Origin of the sequence: Nocardia crassostreae (assembly GCF_001613405.1) — a bacterium.
In the GTDB taxonomy this organism is placed as follows: Bacteria; Actinomycetota; Actinomycetes; order Mycobacteriales; family Mycobacteriaceae; genus Nocardia; species Nocardia crassostreae.
On the sequence record NZ_BDCH01000052.1, the window covers coordinates 1 to 19,826 of the forward strand.

Sequence of the window (19,826 nt, forward strand, 5' to 3'; positions counted from 1 at the left end):
GCCACCGGAGACCGGGGCGTCGAGGACCCGCAGGTTCTTCTTCGCGCCCTCGGTGGCGGTCCACCGCGCGGTATTGGGGGTGATGGTCGAGAAGTCGATGTACAGCGTGCCGGGGTTGGCGTGCGAGAGGACCTCGACGAACACCGACTCCACGTGCTCATCCTGCGGCAGCATGGTGGTCACGATGTCCTTGTCGCGCACCGCTTCCGCCGCACTGCCCGCGGTCGAACCACCGGCGGCCTTCAGCTTCTCCAGGCCCGCGGGCGAGAGGTCGAACCCCGTGACGTCATGACCGGCCTTGACCAGGTGACCCGCCATGGGGCAGCCCATGATGCCGAGGCCGACGAAACCGATCTTGCTCACTTGATCCACTCCCAATCCAGTTCAGGGTCTTTGTATTCCAGGCCGATGTAGCCGTCGTAACCGGCGGCGTCGAGGGCGGCGAAGAGCTCGTCGAAGTCGAGCACGCCGCTGCCGGGACGGCCGCGGTTCGGCGAGTCCGCGATCTGCACATGGCCGAGGTAGCGGGCGTAGGTGTCGATGACCTGCGTCAGGTTCTCGCCCATGCGCGCCAGGTGGTAGAGGTCGCACAGGAAGCGCACGTTCGACGCCCCGGCCTCCTCGATGACACGCACGGCGTGCGCGGCGGAGACGATCGGATAGTCCTGCGACTCATAGGCATTGAGCGCCTCCAGCAGCACCGTCGCGCCGATGCGCTCGGCGGCGGTGGCGGCCAGCCGCAGGTTCTCGAGCGCGAGCTCGTCCTGCTTGGCCGGATCCTCACCGGCGATCCGATTGCCGTACAGCGCATTCAGCGCCTTGCAACCGGTGCGCTCGGCAATGCCGACGGCGACCTCGATATTGTCGCGGAACCGCGTCTCCTCCCCCGGCACGGAGACGACGCCGCGACCGGCCGGAATGAGGTCGATGAAGTTCAGCCCGACCAGCTGCACGCCCGCGTTCTCGATCGAGGAGACGAATGCGTCGATATCGCTATCGGCCGGTGTCGGATCCCCGCCGGAAGGCCACCAGAATTCGACCGCGTCGAATCCGGCCGCCTTGGCCGCGGCCGGGCGTTCCAGCAAAGGCAGATCGGTGAACAGAATCGAGCAATTGACGTCGAATTTCCGGGGCGCGCCCCCGGCGGTGTATTTCGCTGCTTTCCTTCGCGATAGGTCGTCCAGCTGCCGAATTCGGTGATGTCGAACAGCTGCGGATACGAGACGGGCGGGCGGCGCAGCACCATGGACAGCACCGAGCGGTGGTCGTCGAGCTCGATGACGCCCAGCTCCAGCTCCGGCGGTTCGGCCGGAAGCAGGCTGGTCCGCAGCACCTCCATGGGTACGTCGAACAGTTCGCCCTTGATGAGCGCGCCGCCGTCCGATACCGGGGCCAGGCCCGGGAAACGGTCGCCTACCGAATAGAACCGGTAATTCGGCGTGGTGGTGACCTCACCGGCGAACGGAGCGCCCGCCAGCAGATGGTTCAGGGGGCCGCCGCGCATGGCGCCGCCGTTCAAAAAGATAAGGGGCATCGAAATATTCCTTCCTCCCCGTTGGTACGAATTATGCTGACTACGCTGTCGTTTCCGACACAACAGATCGGCTCAATCGTGTGATTCGATCGGGATCCGTTTTCGTAGGTTCCTCCAGCCGGGCCCGGTAATAGCAGCCCGGCATCATCCATTCCGAATGATCAATTCCGGATGTCGTCGTCGATGCGCTCGCCGAGACCGTCGCGCTCGTCGGCCGCGGCCGCGAACACCGAGGCGCCCGTACGGTTGCCGATCTTGATCTCATTGAAGAGCAGATTGAGCACGATGGCGACAATGGCGGTGGCGCTGATGCCCGAGTGCATGATGGTGCCGAGCCAGTCCGGGAAGGCATCCCAGAACTTCGGCGCCGCAATGGGAATGAGCCCGGCCGCCAGGGCCACCGCGACAATGACCATATTCAGGTTGTCGTGGAACTCTACCCGGGCGAGGGTCCGAATCCCGCTCGCCGCAACGGTTCCGAACAACACCACGCCCGCGCCGCCGAGCACCGGATACGGAATCCCGGCGACCACCGCACCCATGACCGGGAGCAGACCCAGCACGAGCAGCATGCCGCCACCGGCGGCGACCACGAACCGGCTCTTGATTCCGGTCAGCGCCACCAGGCCGATGTTCTGCGCGAAGGCGCTGCACGGGAACGAGCCCACCAGCGGCGCCGCGGCCGAGGCGGCCATATCGGCGCGCAGGCCGTCCGCGACCCGGCCGGTGTCGATCTTGGCGCCGATGACCTCGCCGATGGTGATGATGTCGGCGACCGTCTCGGTCATGATCACCACCATCACGATGGTCATGGACACGATGGCGCCGATCTCGAAGGTCGGCGAACCGAAGGGCAGGATCGACGGCAGCGCGAACATCTTGGCCTCGCCCACCGCCGAGAAGTCGGCCTTGCCCACGAGCGCGGCGGCACCGGTGCCCAGCGCCAGGCCGATCAGGATGGACAGGCGCGAGATCGCACCCTGGAACACCCGGCTGATCACCAGGATTACCAGGAGCGTGAGCCCCGCCAGGCCGACATTGCCCATCGACCCGTAATCGGGTTTGCTCGCATCGCTGCCCAGCGCCCAGTTGAACGCCACCGGCATGAGCGACAAACCGATCACCGTGATGATGCTGCCGGTGCCCACGGCCGGGAACAGCCGCACCAGTTTGGCGAAGAACGACGACAGCACCAGGCCGATGATTCCGGCCACGATGATCGCGCCGTAGACCGCGCGCAGACCGTCGGAGTTCGCGATGGTCACCATCGTGGAGACTGTCGCGAACGAAATGCCTTGCACAATAGGCAATCTGCTGCCGACCCGGCCCAGACCGAGGGTCTGCAGCAGGTTCGCCACACCGGAGACGAACAACCCGGCCGTCACCAGCAAGGCCACGTCCGCGGCCGCGAGCCCGGCCGCGCTGCCCACCACCAGCGGCGGCGCGATGACGCCGCCGTAACTGGTGAGAATGTGCTGCGCCCCGAAGGCGAGCGTCCTACCGAACGAGTAGCGCTCGTCTTCGGGCCCCGGATATCGTTGCCTGCCTTGCAGTTTCACGCCGAGCATCGTTCTCTCCTCAGCAAAACCTGGGGACACCGAGCCAGGCATTGCCGGCGGGGGTCGCGTCGTCACGATGCAGGCTGGCCTCGATGAGGCCGTAGGGCCGGTCGGCGGCGATGAACACCTCGCCCGGGTTCTCCACATGGAAAGGGCTCAGATCGACCAGGAAGTGATGCTTGTTCGGGGCCGAGAACTTGATCTCGGCGACCTCGCGGTACTGCTCGAGCACCGCGCGGCCCATGCTGTAGAGGGTCTGCTGCAGCGCCAGCGAGTGCACCACCGCGAACTGCCGCAGCAGCGTCGAGCGAATAGCGGCATAGGACTTGTCCCAGTCCACATCGGTGCGGTCGTAGCGCCACCGGGCCACCAGCGAGGTCGCCATGATGCGGTCCTTGGTGGGCTGCAAGGTCGTGTACTTGTCCTCGAAGTAGCCGCTGAACTCCGAACCGGTGGACTTGAGCAGCACCAGGTCCTTGATGCCGGTCACCACGTGGGTGCGGCGGTCGGAGCCGTAGCCGTCCATGTTCACCACGGTGGTGCGCACGCCGCCGCCGGACTGGACGAACGAATGATCGTGTCCCTCGCCGTCGACCGGGATGCGGTCCCAGGCGTACTCCTCGACCGCGACGCGCGCGCTGTCGGCGCCGGGGCAGCGGGAGATGAAGTGGTCGGCCAGGTTCAGCGCGTAGTCCTCGATGGCGCCGATGCCCTTCTCCTTGGCGAAGGCGAAGGCGGTGTTCTTCTGCGTGTCGGTGGGCAGAATGTCCTTCTGGTCACCGGTGATGTGCGCGTCCTCGAAGCGGCCGCGCAGCGCCGAGGAGACATTGAGATCGCGAATGGTGTGCCGATCGGTATCGCGGTATACCCGCACGACCCGGTTCTCGGCCTTGCCGTACTGATTGTGTCCGAGCTGGATGGCCACGGTGGTTTAACTCCCTCGATAGGCGGAACAGCCGAATGGGCTGAGCAACAGCGGCACGTGATGGTGCGCGTTGCCGGTGGGGGTGAAGCTGATGTCCACGGCGGACAGGAAGTAGCGCTGTCGCGTGGCGGAGGCATAGGCGGCGACCTCGAAGACGAGGCGGTAGGCGCCGGGTTCGAGCCGGTCGGGGCCCAGATCGCGAATGCGGCCGTCGGCGTCGGTCACGCCCTCGGCGAGCACGACCGGCCGCTCGGCGTCCGGTCCGAGCCATTCCAGGCGCACCGGAACCCCGGACGCGGGCTGGCCCAGGGCGGTGTCGAGCACGTGGGTGGTGATGGCGCTCATGCCTGGACCGCCTTCCGCAGGCACAGGACCGCGATCTTGCGCAGTTCCTCGGCAACGACCTTGGCCTCGGTCTCGGCGTCGTTGTCCAGGCGACCCCGCACCGCGGCGAGAATCTCCTGCGACGACAGGCCGGTGGCGCAGATCAGGAAGACCCGACCGAATCGCTTCTCGTACAAGCGATTCGCCGAATGCAGCGCGGCGGCGGTTTCCACATCGGCCGCGACACCGGACTGCTCCTCCCGCGACCAGGCCGCACCGCGGTCCGCGCCCTCGCGCCGCTCCCCGATCCGGGGATGCGCGGCCAGCGCCTGCTCCACCCCAGCCGGGGTGATCGCACCGGCGAGCCGGTCGGCGGTCGCGATGAGACTGTCGAAGTCCACGAAAGGCCGGGCCGCCAACAGCCCGTCCACCCACTCGGGAGCGTCACAACAGTCGGCCACAGTGGCCCGCAGCCGGTCGCTCGCCATCGTGTTGAACTCTTCGACAGTGACCATAGAACAGTACTTTCTCGTATTGCGGAAGTTCACTTCCGAATAACGAAATAGTGGCACAGGTCACGGAGGCACGTCATCAGTTTGTTGAAATTCGCGCGAAAAAGAAAGGGGGCACGGGGACACAATCCCCATACCACCTGGTCAGACGGCTGCCCCAGCCAGCTACCGCCCTGCCGCAACAGACAGATTCGCCTGGTGGAGATCGCCCGCCGCCACGGCCTGCTCCTCGTCGAAGACGCCGCCTACGCCGCCCGCGAGGCCTCGGGGACCTGCCGTGGATCGGTCACCCGTCCTCGTACTTCCTCTGGCTGCCGCTGGCCGAGGAGGTTCGTGCCGATCAGGTGGCGGCGGCATTGCTGCGCGGGGGGATCGCAGTATCGACCGCGGAACCGTTCGCCACCACCGCCCACGTGCCGCACGCCATCCGGATCGCGCTCGGCGCGGCGAACCTGCCGACCTTGCGCGACGCCCTCGAGAAGGTCCGGCGGACGGTCGACGACCACACCCACCGCCGCTGATCAGGCGCGGGTGCGGTTGAGGTAGTTGTAGACCGTGAAGCGGGTGACGCCGAGTGCCTCGGCCACGGTTTCGGCGGACTTGCGGTAGCTGAAGGCGCCGCGCTCCTCGAGCAATCGCACCGCGCGTTGTTTCTCCGCACGGGGCAGTTCGGCGAGCGGCACCCCGAATTCGTTCGCCACCTCGCTCAGTAGGCGGGCGATACCGCTCTCGGATTCGGCGTCGGCGCCGGGCAGGCGGACGCACGCCAGGGTCGCGCCCTCCCAGACCAGCGGGATGTCCTCGGGCACGCAGGCCGTGGCGGGCACCAGCCGCGCGCCGATCTTGTCCAGGAGCGGGGCCACCGTCACCAGCACCGGATGGGTGGCGTCGACGGGCGATTGCTCAGCCATCGGTCTCGGCCTCGTCGTCATCGCGTTCGACCTGGAGGGACACCCGGGACGCGCCGTGCGCGAGGGCAATGGCGAGGACCTCGGTCAGGGCCGGTAGCAGCACGGTGTCCGGTCCGGAGACGGCGGTGCCCAGGGGGCCGAATTCACAGGTGAGACCGGCTTTTTCAATGGCCTGCAGCGGTTCGACGGCATGCGGCGGCGGATCACCCTCGCCATGGAAGGGTTCGGTCGTGAACTCCGCGCGCAGCCGCATGGGCCATAGGCTACCGCGCTCGCCTTCCGCGATGTGCCGGTAAACTTCCGCTATCCGGAAACTTCGACAAGGCGGGGCAGTGACTGCGGCGAACGGTACCAACGGGCGATCCGGGGGCGTGCAATCCATCGAGCGGGCCTTCGCATTATTGGAGACCATGGCGGACGAGGGCGGCATGATGGGCGTGTCGCAACTGGCGACCGCCTCGGGTCTGCCGCTACCCACGATTCACCGGCTGGTGCGCACACTGGTCGAACTGGGTTATCTGCATCAGGAGCCCTCGCGGCAGTATGCACTGGGGCCCAAGCTGATCCGGCTGGGCGAGAGTTCGGCGCGCATGCTCAGCACGAGCGCGCTGCCGCATCTGCGGCGGCTGGTGGACGAGCTGGGGGAATCCGCCAATATGGCCCGCCTCGACGGCGACGGCATCGTCTATGTGGCGCAGGCGCCCTCGCGGCATTCCATGCGCATGTTCACCGAGGTGGGCCGCCGGGTGCTGCCGCACTGCACGGCGGTGGGCAAGGCCATGCTGGCCGATATGCCGCCGGAGCGGGTGCGGGAGTTGTTGCAGCGCACCGGAATGCCGCGCTACACCGACCACACCATCACCGATCCGGCCGAGTTCGCCCGGCAGCTGGAGATCACCGCGCGCACCGGCTACGCCATGGACGACGGTGAACAGGAGCTGGGCGTGCGGTGTGTCGCGGTCGCGCTTCCGGAATCGCCTGCCCGGCTGGCGATTTCGATCTCCGGACCGGCGGGCCGGATGACCGAGGAACTGGTGGAGCGGGCGGTGCCGCTGCTCAACGAGGTAGGGCGTGCCCTCGCCGCGGATCTGCGGTGACGACACGCCCTGTCGCCTCTCATCTAGACCAGGTATAGATCCCGGCGGACGGGACCGAGTCCGATCGATGCGTGCGGGCGCGGATCCTCGTGGACCCGGCAGGATTCCACGAAGATCTCCCGGACGCCCGCCGCGCCGCGAACGGTCCGCACGTCCGTCGCCCCGGTCGCGAGCAGCGCCCGCGCCGCGGCGATCGCGGTCGGGTCCAAGCCGTCGCCCACGGTCCACCACGAGCCCAGCGCCATGGCGGCGCCGGTGCCGAGGTCCCGGACCAGGGCCACGGATTCGGCCGAGCGCAGAATCGACTCGAACACGATCCGATTGGCCGCCGTCACCGGCTGAACGAACACCTCGATCGTTCCGCCCCGGGCGAGCCCGGCCGCCGAGGCGTCGGAATCGCTGTAGCCGAACGTTTCCCGAGCGATCGCGCCGGTGCGCGACGACTCGCGGCACAGCTGGTAGACAGCACCCTCCATGAATCCGCCCGACAGGGAGCCGACGACTGCCCCGTCGGCGTCCACGGCGAGGGCCGATCCCACCGGGCGCGGCGCGGAACCGCCGATCCCGATAATGGAGGCGATGGCGTAATCCCTCTCCGCCACATGCCATTCCAGCAGCTGTGCCGCGATGTCGCGCATGGGGTACTAGCCTCCCAGGACCAATTCGATGGCGTTGATACCGAAGTAGGCCACGAACACGATGCTCACAACCCCGACCAGCCAGTGGATCTCGCTGAACTTGCCGCGCGCCGCCTTGATCACCACGTAGGCGATGAGGCCCGCGCCCACGCCATTGGTGATGGAGTAGGTGAACGGCATGAGCACGATGGTCACGAAGGCCGGGACCGCGATCTCCAGATCGGTCCAGTCGATCTTGCGGGCCTGGGTCATCATGAGCGCGCCGACCAGCACCAGGGCGGGGGCGGCGGCCTGAATCGGCACCACGGCGGCCAGCGGGGTGAAGAACACCGCCAGGCAGAACAATCCACCGGTCACGACGCTGGTGAGTCCGGTACAGGCGCCCTCACCGACACCCGTCGCGGATTCCACGTACACCGTGCTGCCCGCGCTGCCGCTGGCTCCGCCGATGATCTGCGCCACGCCGTCCACGGTCAGGATCTTGCCCATGCCCGGGACGGTGCCCTTGTCATCGGTCAACCCGGCCTCGTCACAGACGCCGAAAACCGTTCCCATGGCATCGAAGAAGCCCGTGAGCACCAGGGTGAACAACACCACGCCCGCGGCCAGCGCACCGGCCTCGGCGAAGCCGCCGAACAGGTCGATACCGAACATCAGCCCGAAATCCGGTGTGGCGAACAGCGAATCCGGCGCCTCGGGCACGACGGTGCCCCATGCCTTGGGGTCGATGGTGGCCGCGGAGTTGATCACGATGGCGAGCACCGTGGCGATGGCGATGCTGATCAGGATGGCGCCGGGCACCTTCCGCACGAACAGGCCCAGCATGAGCAGCAGGCCGATGGCGAAGACCACCACGGGCCAGCCCGCCAGATGACCGTCGGCGCCCTGCGTGACCGGCGGACCGCCGGGCGCGCCCGCGCCGACCACACCGGAGGAGACCAGGCCGATCATGGCGATGAACATGCCGATGCCGACGCCGATGGCGTTCTTAAGCGAGGTCGGAATGGCATTGATGATCAAGGTGCGCAGGCCGGTGGCGGCCATGATCACAATGATGATGACCACCAGGCCCAGCGCCTGCGGCCAGGTCATGTGCGGCGCCGCCTGGAAGGCGACCACCGGCACCACGCCGAGACCGGCGGCCAGGGCGAGGGGCACATTTCCCACCAATCCCATGAGGATGGTAGAAAGTCCGGCGGAGAATGCGGTGGCGGTGGTCAGCTGGGCAATGCTGAGCTTGTCGCCATTGATATCCGTCACACCGCCGAGAATCAGCGGGACAAGCAGGATAACGTAGGCCATAGCCACGAATGTGGTGATGCCGCCGCGGATTTCACGTGACACCGTGCTACCGCGTTGCGTGATTTTGAAGAACCGGTCCAACGCCGAGCGTTCGGTGGCGGTGGTGGCCGGTGTCTGAATCTGGGTCATGGCTGCCCTCCTCGGGGCGTAGCCGACCTACGGCTGGGACAGGGCAGGGTAATGGCTCCCTGTCCCATGCCGCGGACTCGGTTTGCTGTTGTGGGGTCTTTACCGGGAATTCGGACTTGCCCCTGTTGATCAACTGCTCCGGATGATGTGGTCCGGTCGGTGCGAATGGAGACGGTCCGGTGGGACCTGTTCCGCACCTGATGTGTGCTACCTGTATTTCCTCCGGTTCTGCCAGATGTATGTGCGGGTCTCTTCGACCACCTCGTCACCGAGAATGTCGGCAATGGTGGCGAGCACCATGCCGGTAGCCGAGACGACCCTGCCGCCAACAAGTTTCATGCCGCGATAGGGGCCGTGCCTGCCCGCGGTCATGGCCAGCACGCGCCGCCGGACAGCCTCGCAGGCTCCGGTGACGGCGCCGCCGGTCATGAAGGTCTGCCGCCCGTCGACGCTCGACGAGAGGTCGCGCGTGGCGCTGTCGGCGGGATGGACGAGCACCTGGTCGATACCCAGTTCCGTGCGCGCGATCTGCGCGGCGACAGCGACCGGGCGCCGGGCGTCCGAGATCTCCTCCACCACAACGGGCTCGCCATCGACGACCGCCAGCCGCACACGGGCGGTGGCGAAGTCCTCGGTTCCTCCGGAGTAACGGATGGCCACGACCGCGTGCGGGAACCGCGCGGTTCGGGCGATTCGGGTGGTCGTCATCGCGTGCCCTGGCTCATGATTCGGTCGCGCGCGGCGACGCCGTTGCGACCGACCCGATCGTGGGCGACGGTCTTCAGTTCGTCGTTCTCCACGACGGTCTTCCCGCCGACCAGCAGGCGGGCCAGCGGCGGCTGCGGTCCGAAGACCAGCGAGCACACCGGATCGGCGACGGCGGAGCGGAATCCGTCCACGCGCCAGATCGCGATATCGGCCAGCTTGCCCGGCTCCAGGGACCCGATCTCGTTCTGACGCCCCAGATTTCGAGCGCCGCCGAGGGTGCCCAGCTCCAGCGCCAGGCGGGCGGTCAGGGCCTTCGGGCCGTGCACCGCGCGCTGGAACAGCAGCGCCTGGCGCATCTCCCCGGCCATGGAGGTCAGTTCGGAGGAGGCCGCGCCGTCCACGCCCAGGCCGACCGGCACACCGGCGGCGAGCAGGTCCATGACGCGGGCGATGCCCGCGCCCAGCCGGGCATTGGAGGTCGGGCAGTGCGCCGATCCGGTGCCGGTCTCGGCGAAGCGTCGAATGTCCTTGTCGTGCAGGTGTACCGCGTGCGCGAACCACACGTCGTCACCGAGCCAGCCCAGCCGTTCCATGTATTCGACCGGGGTGCAACCCATCTGCTCGATGCAGTGCTCCTCCTCGTCGAGCGTCTCGGCGAGGTGGGTGTGCAGGCGCACGCCGTATTGCCGTGCGAGCGCGGCGGAATCGACCATGAGCCCCTCGCTCACCGAGAACGATGAACAGGGCGCGACGGCCACGCGCAGCATCGAATCGAAGGACGGGTCGTGGTATTTGCGGATGATCTCCTCGGTATTGAGGAGGATTTCCTCGCGGTTCTCGACCACCTCGTCGGGTGGGAGCCCGCCCTGGGACTGCCCGCGATTCATGGAGCCACGACAGGGATGGAAGCGCACACCCAGTTCGCGGGCGGCGCGCACCTCGGCCTCGAACAGATCGCCGCGGCCCTGGGGGAATACGTAGTGGTGATCGGTGGAGGTGGTGGTGCCGGTCAGCGCCAGCCAGCCGAGACCGGCCGAGGCGGCGCCGTAGACGATCTCGGCATCCATGGTGGCCCACAGGCGGTACAGCCCGGTCAGCCATTCGAAGAGGGTGGCGTCCTGGAACAGGCCCTGGGTGGCCCATTGGTAGAGATGGTGGTGGGTGTTCACCAGGCCCGGGGTCACCAGGCAACCGGCGCCGGAGAGGCGGTCGGCTCCCACCACCGTCGGCGCCGGTCCGGCGCCGAGGTCCGTAATGCGGCCGTCCTCGACCACGAGGTAGCCGTTCTCGATCTCATCGCCGACCACCGGGGCGATGTACGCGTTCTCGATGACGAGTGTGGTGTTTTCGGTCGTCATACGGCGGCCGCCTTCCTTCGATCAGGTTGTGCGCCTGCGCGATCGCGCCGGTCGCCACCAGAAGGGAACGAACAGGGCGACCGTCGACAAATACAGTGCGAGAAATCCGGTCACCCTGTTCACCTGCAGTCTTCAGTCCCAGGCCGGTCCGGCGGCCGGGACGTCGCGGATCACAGTCCCCTCGATGAGCCCGTAGGGGCGATCGGCGGCGAAGAACACCTCGTTGTCGTTGACCATGCCGAACGGCGACAGGTCCACCTCGAAGTGATGCTTGTTCGGCAGCGCCAGCTTGACCTCGACAATGTGCGGGCAGGTCTCGAGGACCCGCTCACCCATCTCGAACAGCGTCTGCTGCAGCGAGAGGCTGTAGGTGTCGGCGAAAGCGCCCAGCAGGCAACGCCGCACGGTCTCGTAGGACTTGTCCCACTCCACATCGTCGGTGGAATGCCGCCACTGCGCGGTGACCTCGGTGGCCAGCACGCGCTCGCGGGTCTCGCGCAGGGTGGTGTAGCGGTCCTTGATGAAGCCGTGGAACTCCGAGTTGGTGGAGTTCAGCACCGTCAGATCCTTGAGGCCGCTGACGACCCACGCCTTGTCACCGTCGTAATGCACCAGGGCGGTGCGGGTTTCGCGGCCCGAGCGCACGAACGAATGCGGGTGGGCATTGAGCCCGACCACATTGCGCTCCCAGGTGTACTCCTCGAGCTCCACCCGCGAGTGGTGGATGGTCGGCTGCGAATCCACGAAGTGGCGGGCCAGCTTCAGGCCGAAATCCTCCGGGGAGGAGATGCCGTACTGCTTGGCGAAGGCGTACACCGTGTTCTTCTGGGTGTCGGTCGGCAGGCAGGCGGAGTTGTCGCCGGTGCGGTGGACCGATTCCATCTCGCCCGACAGCGCGGAACTCACATTGAGGTCGCGGATCTCGTGACGCGAACCGTTCTTGGTCACGCGGACGACGCGGGTCTCGGCCTTTCCGTAGCGGTTGGGGCCCAGCTTGATCGACATTGGTCAGCTACCTCGGTAGGTGGAGAAGGAATAGGGACTCAGCAGCAGGGGCACGTGATAGTGCTCCGCCGGATCGGTGACCGTGAAGGCGATGGTCACCTCGGGATAGAACGGGCTGATGTAGCCGGTGTCGAAGATCAGCCGGTGGGTGCCCGCCGCCGGGGCGGGCAGATCCTTGATGCGGCCGTCGTCGTCGGTGTGGCCCTGGGCCAGTACGGTGCCGTCGGCCCGCTCCAGGCGGACCGCCAGCCCGGCGGCCGGGCGGCCGGTGGCGGCATTGAGGACGTGCGTGGACAGACTCATATCAACCCCAGCAGTTTTCGGATCCGCAGCCGGGTGATGTCGGCGAGTTCGCTGCGCACCACGGCTCTTTCGTCTTCGACCGAGTTGTGCAGGCGGGTGTGCAGCGCGTGCAGCATCTCCTCGGCGCTGCGGCCGGTGGCGCGGATCAGGAAGACATGACCGAAACGGTTCTCGTAGGCCACATTCCGCTCGGCGATCTCGGCCTTGACGGCGGCGTCGGCATTGTCCGCGCCGGACTGCTCGTCGCGCGACCACTGCGCCTCACGCGCCGCGGCTTCGGCATCGGGCCGCATCGCGTTGGAGGAATCTACATCCTTTTTGTGCGCGGCTTCCCGCTCACCGATACGGGGGTGGGCCGACAGGGCCTCCTCGATATCGTCCCACTCCAGCTCGCCGATGCCCGCGACCGCGGCCTCGATCAAGCTCGACTCGTCTGCGTACGGCCGGTTCGCCACCAGCTTCACTGCCCAGCGCCGCGACGCGCAGCAGGTCAGCAGCTGCGCCTCGGCCTCTTCGAGGGACAGCGACCCGAGCCATTCCAGGCGACTCGACATCCGACCTCCATCCATTGGCTTCTTGCCGGATCAGTACATCCCCCCTGGGCGGCCGGAAGCCACGACGATATGTCCGAACCAGTGGCCCAGTTCACAGCCAGGGTTTCGTAGATACATCCAATTCGGTAACCCGGGGGTCATCGGCTGTTAGCCTCGGCAATCATGCGGTTGCGTTCCTTGCTTGCCATGACAGAGGTTGACCTGCAGCTTGTCACCGGCGAGGACGAGCTGGAGCGGTTCGTCCGCTGGGTCGTCACCACCGATTTGCTGGACCCGAGTCGATACCTCTCGGGCGGTGAACTCGTGCTGACCGGGATGCAGTGGCGGCGTGACCCTTCCGACAGCGACACCTTCGTGAACACCCTGGCCCGCGCCAAGGTTGCCGGGCTGGCGGCCGGTGACGCCCTCTATGGCGAACCGCCCGAGGATCTGGTGGAGGCGTGTCGCCGCCATCGCATTCCGCTGTTCCGGGTGCCCGAGCACATCGCCTTCGCCACGGTTACCGAGCAAATCAACCGCAATTTATCCACCGGGCGGGCCTCGGATCTGGCCGCGATTCTCGACCGGCACCGGCAGTTGGTGTCCGGCGGCGGCCTGGACTCCGTGCTCGACCTGCTGCATCGCAATCTGGGCACGCCCTGCTGGGTGGTGTCCTCCACCGGGCGCGTGGTGGCCGGGCCCGCCGACGCGCCGCCCGACGAGGTGCGCGCCGCCGCGCTCAGCGCGCCCCGACTACCCCATGTCATCGTGCTCGGCGGCACCCGGTTCTCGCTGTTCGCGGTGGATCCGGACAGCACCTCGCGGGTCGCGGACTGGTTCCTGGTCTTCCAGAGCGATCACAAGGATTGGCCCGAGGAACGGCGTGCGCTGACCGGCGAACTCGCCGCGATCGTCGCGCTGGAGCGGGCCCGGCTCGACGACCGCCAGAGCGCCGAGGGGCGACTGGCCCAGGAGCTCATCGAGCTCATCGTCTCCGACGCCAAACCGGCCGAGATCATCTCGCGCCTGGAGCTCACCGGACTGGCCTTGTCCGACCGCTATCTCGCGGTGGCGGCCACCGCCGACAACGGCGCCGTGCGGCCCGGCGAGCTGCGTGCGATTCTGCGCGAAATCCTTTCCGGCAGAACGCCTGCCGCGGGCGTCGTGGACGGCGAGGCCATTGCGCTGGTGCCCGTCGGCGACGAGGACGCCCTCGACGATCACATCCACCGCGCCATCGAGGCGCTCGAACCCGGGCTACAGGGCAGCAGGCTGTCGGTGGGCATCTCCGGCGCGGTCGACGGCGAGGGCCTGCGCGGGGCCGTCGAGGAGGCCCGCTATGCGCGCCGCATGGCCGCCGAACGCCAGCAACCCACCAGCATCGTCCGCCACGACGAGCTGGCCACCCACATGCTGCTGCTTGCCAGCGTCCCGGACGAGGTGCGCCGCATGTTCCGGATGCGGCTGCTGGATCCCCTCACCACCTACGACCGGGACAATCGCGCCGATCTGGTGCACACCCTGGAAACCTTCCTCCAGGTGTCCGGCTCCTGGTCCAAGTGCGCCGAACTGCTGCACGTCCATGTCAACACGCTGCGTTACCGGGTGCAGCGCATCGAGGAACTCACCGACCGCGACCTGTCCCGGCTCGAGGACCGCGTGGACTTCTTCCTGGCGCTGGCCCTGCGCTAGGCCACTCCGCGCTGTGGGCGCGGTCAGGAGCGCGTCGGGGTCGCCGCGCGCTTGGCCGCCAGCAGCTGCTGCCGATGCTTGTCATCGGTGATCCAGCTGTGTGAGCCGGGCTTGTTGGCCTCTTCGATCAGGTGCTTGATCGAGCTCTTGCACGCGAATTCCTTGACCTTCGCGCCCAGGCCGCCGCGAATGGCATACCGGTTGGCGACGTCGGATTTGTCGGCGAACTGGAAGATGCCGACATCGCGGCCCAGGCTGATGCACATGGCGTTGAAGCGCATGTGGATCTCGGCCGGGCGTTCCCCGGCGATCCGGCTGAGCACCGTATCGGCGGCCTGCGCGCCCACACAGCCCGCGGTATAGGCGCTCATGCGGAACGGCAGATCCGACGGTGCGGCCGAATCCCCGGCCGCCAGAATGCGATCGTCGTCCAGGCTGGTCAGGGTCTCATCGGTGAGCAGGCGACCGGCGGTGTCGGTGCGCAGCCTGCTGCGCGCGGCCAGATCGGCCACGCCGAATCCGGCGGTCCAGATGGTGACCGCGCTCGGCACCAGGCGACCGCCCGCGAGGTGCACCATGTCCCGGGTCACCGCCGTCACCTTCGAATCGGGCCCGTCGAGCACGGTCACGCCGAGTTTGGCCATGCGCTTGGCGGCCGCGCGGCGGCTGCGGGCGTGCAGGTACGGGCCGAGCACGCCACCGCAGACCAGGGTCACCGTGCGGCCCTGTTCGGCCAGTTCGGCGGCGACCTCGATTCCGCTCGGGCCACCGCCGACCACGGTCACCGCGGCCGTGGCGGGTACGGCGTCGAGGGCCAGGATCAGCTGCCGCGCCTCCTCCAAAGTGGAGGCGGGATAGGCGAATTCGGCCGCGCCGGGCACCCGCGACACATCGCTGCCGCTGCCCACGGCGTAGATCAGGTAATCGTATCCGACCGTGCCGCCGCCGGAGAGCGCCACGGTGCGCGCCGCGGCGTCGATGGTGGTCACGGATTCAACCGTCAATCGGATACGCTCGTGCAGGACCTCGCGGTAATCGACTGCCGCATCGTAGTTTCCGGCCGTCATCTGGTGCAGGCGCAGCCGCTCCACGAAGTTCGCGCGGGGGTTGACGAGCGTCACGGTCACGTCATCGCGCTGCATCAGCCGGTTGGCCGCCATGACACCGGCGTATCCGCCACCGATCACGACCACATCGATGTTCCCGCTCATGGTGTGTCTCCTTCGTTCGAGGTGTTCGCGAACTTGACACCGCCGGAACGGAATTCCTGACACAGTATGAGCGGGATCACGGTCCGAAGGCGGTGAACAGGCGCAGGCAGCGCTCGGTCATATCGTGCGGGGTCTGATCCGGATGGTCGCTCCACCAGGAGATGGTGGTGGAGACGATGCCGAACCACAGCGACAGCAGCAGCGAATGGTCTTCGGGGGCGGTGATTCCGGCGTGGGTGAGGACTTCGGAGACGCCTGCCGAACCCATGTCGTTGAGCGCGCGGTGGTAGTCGCGGGCAAGAGAACCGGCGCTGCCGGTCCTGGGCAGCGTCGGATCGTAGATGATCTTCCAGTTCTAGGTGCGGCCGTCGAGGGCGGTGAAGATCGTGGTCAGTGTCGCGAGCGCCTTGTCGTGCGCGCCGTGGACGGACTGGGCGGCCGCGACGGCGTCGACGAGGCTTTGTCCGGCGCGGTGGACGCATGCTTCGTGCAGGCCGTCGCGGGAGTCGAAGTAGGCGTACACGAGGGGTTTGGAAACGCCTGCGGCCGTGGCTATCTCGGCGATCGACGCGGTCGCGTAGCCGCGCTCGCCGAAGACCGCGGTGGCGATGTCGAGGATCTGCTCCGTGCGCTGGTCACGGGGCACGCCCTTGGTTCCGGCGCGGCTCATCGGACGGTGGTGAGCGGGTCGATCAGGACCCCGGGGTTGAGGATTCCGGCGGGGTCCAGGGCGGCCTTGGTCGCGCGCAGAGCGGCGGCGAAGGGTTCGGGGCGCTGGCGGTCGTACCACGGGCGGTGGTCGCGGCCGACGGCGTGATGGTGGGTAATGGTGGAGCCGGAGGTCGCGATCGCCTCCGAGACGGCCGCTTTGATCTCGTCCCACTGTTCGACGGTGCGGCCCCAGGTCCCGGCGGCGTAGATGCCGAAGTACGGTGCGGGGCCGTCGGGATAGACATGGGTGAAGCGGCAGGTCACCACGCCGGTCACACCGGCGGAGCGGAATCCCGACTCCGCGGCGGCCAGGACCGCGGCGCGCAGGGCGTCGAAACGGTCCCAGGTACAGGCGGTTTCGAAGTTTTCCACAATCATGGACTGCGCGGCCAAGGCGTCGCGCTGATACGGCATGCGCAGGAACGACGACCGCCAGCTCTCGGCGGAGGCGGTGCGGGCCGAACCGGAATCGGCGTCGCCGTCGGTGCTGCGCACCCCGTCGGGCGCGGCCCCGCCGTACTCGCGGCAGATGCGCAGCGCATGCCGCATGGGCACGTCCACGGGATGATCGGCGGACTCGAAACCCAGCACGAGAACCCCACCGGCAGAGGCTGTTCCGGCATTGATGAACGCCTCGACCGGATCGAGCAGGCGGCAGTTGGCCGGATACAACCCCGACTGCGCGATCGCCCGGGTGGCGCGCACCGCGCCGTCGTACTCGGCGAACAGCACCGACGCACCGGCCCGCCACCGCGGCCGCACCTGCACCCGCATCCACGCCTCGGTGATCACTCCCAGGATGCCCTCCGACCCGAGAAACATCCGATCCGGCGACGGTCCGGCCCCCGATGCGGGCAACCGCCGCGATTCGCTGACCCCGGCCGGTGTCACCACACGCATCGACTCGACCATGTCATCGATATGGGTGTACACCGTCGCGTAGTGCCCACCCGCCCGCGTAGCCAACCACCCGCCGAGCGTGGAGAACTCGAACGACTGCGGAAAATGCCGCAATGTCAAACCGTGCGGGCTTAACCCGGATTCCACTGCGGGACCGAGGATTCCGGCCTGAATCCGCGCGGCGCGACTGGTGTGATCGACCTCCACCACCCGATCCAGCAGCCCGGTATCCAAGGCCACCACTCCCCCGTAATCCTTCGAACACCGCGGCTCGACACCGCCGACCACCGAGGTACCCCCACCGAACGGAACAACCGCAACCCCCACGCCGGTGCACCAGTCCAGAATGTCGATCACATCCTGTTCGGTCCGCGGCCGCACCACCACATCCGGCACATGATCGACGCGCCCGAGCAAGGCCCGCACCACATCCCGGAACGCCTGCCCGTGACCGTGCACGATCCGATCGACCGCGCCCTCGGATGCGAGCGCCGCCAGCGAATCCGGTACGCGTATCCGCGATTCCGGCACATGCAGCCCTCCGGGATCAGGAGCCTCGTGCACGGTCAGGTCCGCTTGCGGCAGCATTGCCGCGACCCGTTCGGTGAGCGCCGCGCGCTCCGCACCGACGACCGCGTCAGCGGAATTCCCCCAGCCCCAACATGATCGAGCCGCCATGGCCGCCTCCTTCATTGAATTGACCCGACAGTAAGTTACCGTCGGATCAATCGCAATGAGCAGCCATCGCCTGCGGCTTCACGACGGGGTTTAAAAAGCATACGATCGTACGTATTGTTTTTCTTGTCGGTGGCGGAGATCGGCACGGACCGCCGAAAGGTATTCGGCGACAATATGAATCGAGCACGAGGAGGCGACCGTGGATACACGGGTCAAGGACATCGGCGCGATCGAGACCGGGTTTCTGTTCGATATCGTGATCGATCTCAGCCCACGGCTGAGTATCGGCGGGCCGCTGGGCGGACGAACGGTGTACGGGTCGGCCGGTGGATCGTTCGAGGGGCCGCGGATTCGCGGAGAGGTGCTGTCCGGCGGGGGCGATTGGGGGTTGTATCGGCCCGACGGGAACCTGCACCTCGATGTGCGGGTCACGCTGCGGGCCGACGACGCCGATCTGGTGCACATGTCCTGGGGCGGACGGTGGATCACGCCGCCGGAATTGCTGGACGAGATCAAGGATCCCGCGCGCAATCGCGCGATCGATCCGGAGATGTACTACTGGCGATCGGCCGTACTGTTCGAAACCGGGTCGCAGAAATACTCGTGGTTGAACGATATCGTCGCGGTGGGGTCGGGATATCTGGTCGACAAAGGGGTCGCCTATCGCGTCTCGGAGATCCACTGAGCCCGGAGCGCATGTCGGCAATTCCGCGCGCGCTGTCACATTGGTGACATTCGGGAATTGACCACGCGAATCACGCACCGCAACGCCGGAGTCGATTGCGGCGACTCCGGCGTCGGGCGTATGGTGACACGAATTGCCGCCGACGAGAAGCTGTATATGATCTTCTACCGCCGTATCGGTTCCGCCGCAATGCATTTGACGGTCGCCACCGTACTCGCCGCCACCGCGCTCGGTGCGGCGCCCGGCCTGTGGTCACAACCGGACCCGGTCGCGGATCCGACGGTACTGCGAACGGAATTGGTGCGCACCGAGATTCGCGGGGCCGGGTGGGAGCGGCTGCACATCGTGTCCGAATCCATGCGGCGGGTGGTGCCGGTGGATGTCCTGCACGGCGGCGGTTCGGGCTCCTGGCCGACGCTGTATCTGCTCGACGGCGTCGAGGCCGAGGCCACCTCGGATTGGATCACCGAGGGCGGTGCGCGGGAATTCTTCGCCGGGAAACCGGTCGATGTGGTCCTGACCAGCGGCGGCCCCGGCAGCATGTACGCCGACTGGCAGCACTACGACTCGAAACTCAGCCTCAACCGCTGGGAAACGTTCCTGACCGAGGAGCTGCCGCCCATTGTGGAGGACTACCTGGGCGGAACCGGCCGCCGGGCGATCGCCGGGGTCTCCATGGGCGCCCAAGGCGCCATGATGCTCGCGCAACGCCACCCCGGCCACTACGACGCCGTCGCCGGAATGAGCGGATGCTATTCCACCGCAGACGATCTCGGCCGCCTCATTACCCAGATCATCGTCACCTCCCGCGGCGGCAATGTCTTCAACCTCTGGGGCCCGCCCACCTCCCCCGACTGGATCGCCCACGACACCCTCCTCGGCGCCGAATCCCTCCGCGACACCACCATCCACCTCTCGGTAACCAGCGGAGTGCCGGGCCCCGTGAATCTCGCCGCCCTGACCCAGTCACCGAACCTCGCCGAAGCCATGGCCGACACCGCGGGCGGAATCGCCCTGGAAGCGGGCGCCCGCGACTGCACCGAACGCTTCACCCAGCGCCTGGCCGAACTGGGAATCCCAGCCACCTTGCAACACGCCCCAACCGACAACT

The 19,826-nt window shown here is 67.4% G+C and carries 24 protein-coding genes and 1 pseudogene; 5 read left to right on the plus strand and 20 right to left on the minus strand.

All coding sequences use genetic code 11. The features are described 5' to 3' along the window. The 7 genes and pseudogenes from NC4_RS38395 to uraD (NC4_RS38425) form a co-directional block, all read right to left on the minus strand. Positions 1–363: NAD(P)-dependent oxidoreductase (locus tag NC4_RS38395; protein ID WP_169814948.1), on the minus strand; the 363-nt coding region annotated here is incomplete at its 3' end. After that, positions 360–1,085, minus strand: coding sequence for a hydroxypyruvate isomerase family protein (locus NC4_RS38400; RefSeq protein WP_245722219.1), 726 nt, complete (start codon positions 1,083–1,085; stop codon positions 360–362). The genes NC4_RS38395 and NC4_RS38400, both read right to left, overlap by 4 nt. Positions 1,086–1,180: 95 nt before the next feature. Then, positions 1,181–1,534 (minus strand): annotated as a pseudogene (locus NC4_RS45270) (allophanate hydrolase-related protein); the annotation flags it as partial. Positions 1,535–1,695: 161 nt separating this feature from the next. Next, positions 1,696–3,102 carry a nucleobase:cation symporter-2 family protein gene (locus NC4_RS38410; RefSeq protein ID WP_084530196.1) on the minus strand — a complete coding sequence of 469 codons (1,407 nt, stop codon included), beginning with the start codon at positions 3,100–3,102 and terminating at the stop codon, positions 1,696–1,698. A gap of 10 nt (positions 3,103–3,112) precedes the next feature. Further along, complete coding sequence (gene pucL / locus NC4_RS38415) at positions 3,113–4,018, minus strand: factor-independent urate hydroxylase (RefSeq protein WP_067549473.1); 906 nt, start codon at positions 4,016–4,018, stop codon at positions 3,113–3,115. 6 nt (positions 4,019–4,024) lie between these two features. Then, a complete protein-coding gene (gene uraH, locus NC4_RS38420; protein WP_067549476.1) occupies positions 4,025–4,363 on the minus strand; it encodes a hydroxyisourate hydrolase in 339 nt (112 codons plus the stop codon). Next, positions 4,360–4,857 carry a 2-oxo-4-hydroxy-4-carboxy-5-ureidoimidazoline decarboxylase gene (uraD, locus tag NC4_RS38425; RefSeq protein WP_067549479.1) on the minus strand — a complete coding sequence of 166 codons (498 nt, stop codon included), beginning with the start codon at positions 4,855–4,857 and terminating at the stop codon, positions 4,360–4,362. The genes uraH (NC4_RS38420) and uraD (NC4_RS38425) overlap by 4 nt, the downstream gene beginning before the upstream one ends. A 341-nt stretch (positions 4,858–5,198) precedes the next feature. Here uraD (NC4_RS38425) and NC4_RS39820 point away from each other — a divergent pair, with 341 nt between their 5' ends. After that, positions 5,199–5,375: a hypothetical protein gene (locus NC4_RS39820; protein WP_218021407.1), complete on the plus strand. Its 177-nt coding sequence runs from the start codon at positions 5,199–5,201 to the stop codon at positions 5,373–5,375. On the opposite strand, the gene NC4_RS38430 is transcribed toward NC4_RS39820, so the two are convergent. Next, positions 5,376–5,765 carry a helix-turn-helix domain-containing protein gene (locus NC4_RS38430; protein WP_067549482.1) on the minus strand — a complete coding sequence of 130 codons (390 nt, stop codon included), beginning with the start codon at positions 5,763–5,765 and terminating at the stop codon, positions 5,376–5,378. It lies immediately after the preceding gene. After that, complete coding sequence (locus NC4_RS38435; protein ID WP_067549485.1) at positions 5,758–6,018, minus strand: thiamine-binding protein; 261 nt, start codon at positions 6,016–6,018, stop codon at positions 5,758–5,760. Before NC4_RS38435 ends, NC4_RS38430 begins: the two co-directional genes overlap by 8 nt. Before the next feature lie 79 nt (positions 6,019–6,097). Between NC4_RS38435 and NC4_RS38440 the strand changes: the two genes are divergently transcribed. Beyond that, positions 6,098–6,862: an IclR family transcriptional regulator gene (locus NC4_RS38440; protein WP_067549488.1), complete on the plus strand. Its 765-nt coding sequence runs from the start codon at positions 6,098–6,100 to the stop codon at positions 6,860–6,862. A 23-nt stretch (positions 6,863–6,885) separates the two neighbouring features. Here NC4_RS38440 and NC4_RS38445 read toward each other — a convergent pair whose 3' ends face one another. The 7 genes from NC4_RS38445 to uraD (NC4_RS38475) all read right to left on the minus strand — a co-directional run bounded on the left by NC4_RS38445 (position 6,886) and on the right by uraD (NC4_RS38475) (position 12,859). Continuing rightward, positions 6,886–7,500 (minus strand): XdhC family protein, encoded by a 615-nt coding sequence (locus NC4_RS38445; RefSeq protein ID WP_067549493.1) that lies wholly within the window; start codon positions 7,498–7,500, stop codon positions 6,886–6,888. Between the two features lie 6 nt (positions 7,501–7,506). Continuing rightward, entirely contained in the window at positions 7,507–8,931 is a 1,425-nt protein-coding gene (locus tag NC4_RS38450; RefSeq protein ID WP_067549504.1) for an NCS2 family permease, read from the minus strand. Positions 8,932–9,138: 207 nt separating this feature from the next. Further along, complete coding sequence (locus tag NC4_RS38455) at positions 9,139–9,639, minus strand: molybdopterin cofactor-binding domain-containing protein (protein ID WP_067549514.1); 501 nt, start codon at positions 9,637–9,639, stop codon at positions 9,139–9,141. Then, positions 9,636–10,997, minus strand: a complete 1,362-nt coding sequence (locus NC4_RS38460) for an 8-oxoguanine deaminase (protein ID WP_067549517.1) — start codon at positions 10,995–10,997, stop codon at positions 9,636–9,638. The genes NC4_RS38455 and NC4_RS38460 overlap by 4 nt, the downstream gene beginning before the upstream one ends. 132 nt (positions 10,998–11,129) lie before the next feature. Further along, positions 11,130–12,002: a factor-independent urate hydroxylase gene (gene pucL, locus NC4_RS38465; RefSeq protein WP_067549521.1), complete on the minus strand. Its 873-nt coding sequence runs from the start codon at positions 12,000–12,002 to the stop codon at positions 11,130–11,132. 3 nt (positions 12,003–12,005) lie between these two features. After that, positions 12,006–12,305, minus strand: coding sequence for a hydroxyisourate hydrolase (gene uraH / locus NC4_RS38470; protein WP_067549525.1), 300 nt, complete (start codon positions 12,303–12,305; stop codon positions 12,006–12,008). Continuing rightward, positions 12,302–12,859 (minus strand): 2-oxo-4-hydroxy-4-carboxy-5-ureidoimidazoline decarboxylase, encoded by a 558-nt coding sequence (gene uraD / locus NC4_RS38475; RefSeq protein ID WP_067549528.1) that lies wholly within the window; start codon positions 12,857–12,859, stop codon positions 12,302–12,304. The genes uraH (NC4_RS38470) and uraD (NC4_RS38475) overlap by 4 nt, the downstream gene beginning before the upstream one ends. Positions 12,860–13,045: 186 nt before the next feature. Between uraD (NC4_RS38475) and NC4_RS38480 the strand changes: the two genes are divergently transcribed. Next, on the plus strand, positions 13,046–14,530 hold the full coding sequence (locus tag NC4_RS38480; protein ID WP_245722220.1) for a PucR family transcriptional regulator: 1,485 nt from the start codon (positions 13,046–13,048) through the stop codon (positions 14,528–14,530). 23 nt (positions 14,531–14,553) lie between these two features. Here the strand turns inward: NC4_RS38480 and NC4_RS38485 are convergent, their stop codons facing one another. The 4 genes from NC4_RS38485 to NC4_RS38495 form a co-directional block, all read right to left on the minus strand. After that, positions 14,554–15,741 carry an NAD(P)/FAD-dependent oxidoreductase gene (locus NC4_RS38485; RefSeq protein WP_067549533.1) on the minus strand — a complete coding sequence of 396 codons (1,188 nt, stop codon included), beginning with the start codon at positions 15,739–15,741 and terminating at the stop codon, positions 14,554–14,556. Positions 15,742–15,817: 76 nt separating this feature from the next. Further along, the gene (locus NC4_RS42020) at positions 15,818–16,009 is read right to left on the minus strand and encodes a hypothetical protein (RefSeq protein ID WP_218021408.1); all 192 of its coding nucleotides are present in this window, start codon (positions 16,007–16,009) and stop codon (positions 15,818–15,820) included. An 87-nt stretch (positions 16,010–16,096) separates the two neighbouring features. Next, positions 16,097–16,411, minus strand: coding sequence for a TetR/AcrR family transcriptional regulator (locus NC4_RS42025; protein WP_218021409.1), 315 nt, complete (start codon positions 16,409–16,411; stop codon positions 16,097–16,099). Next, positions 16,408–18,030, minus strand: coding sequence for an FAD-binding oxidoreductase (locus tag NC4_RS38495; protein ID WP_067549545.1), 1,623 nt, complete (start codon positions 18,028–18,030; stop codon positions 16,408–16,410). Before NC4_RS38495 ends, NC4_RS42025 begins: the two co-directional genes overlap by 4 nt. Positions 18,031–18,229: 199 nt before the next feature. On the opposite strand from NC4_RS38495, the gene NC4_RS38500 reads away from it, so the two are divergent. Then, on the plus strand, positions 18,230–18,715 hold the full coding sequence (locus tag NC4_RS38500; RefSeq protein WP_067549536.1) for a DUF3237 domain-containing protein: 486 nt from the start codon (positions 18,230–18,232) through the stop codon (positions 18,713–18,715). A gap of 57 nt (positions 18,716–18,772) precedes the next feature. After that, positions 18,773–19,826, plus strand: a 1,054-nt coding sequence (locus tag NC4_RS38505; protein WP_067549539.1) for an alpha/beta hydrolase, incomplete at its 3' end; no start/stop codon positions are given.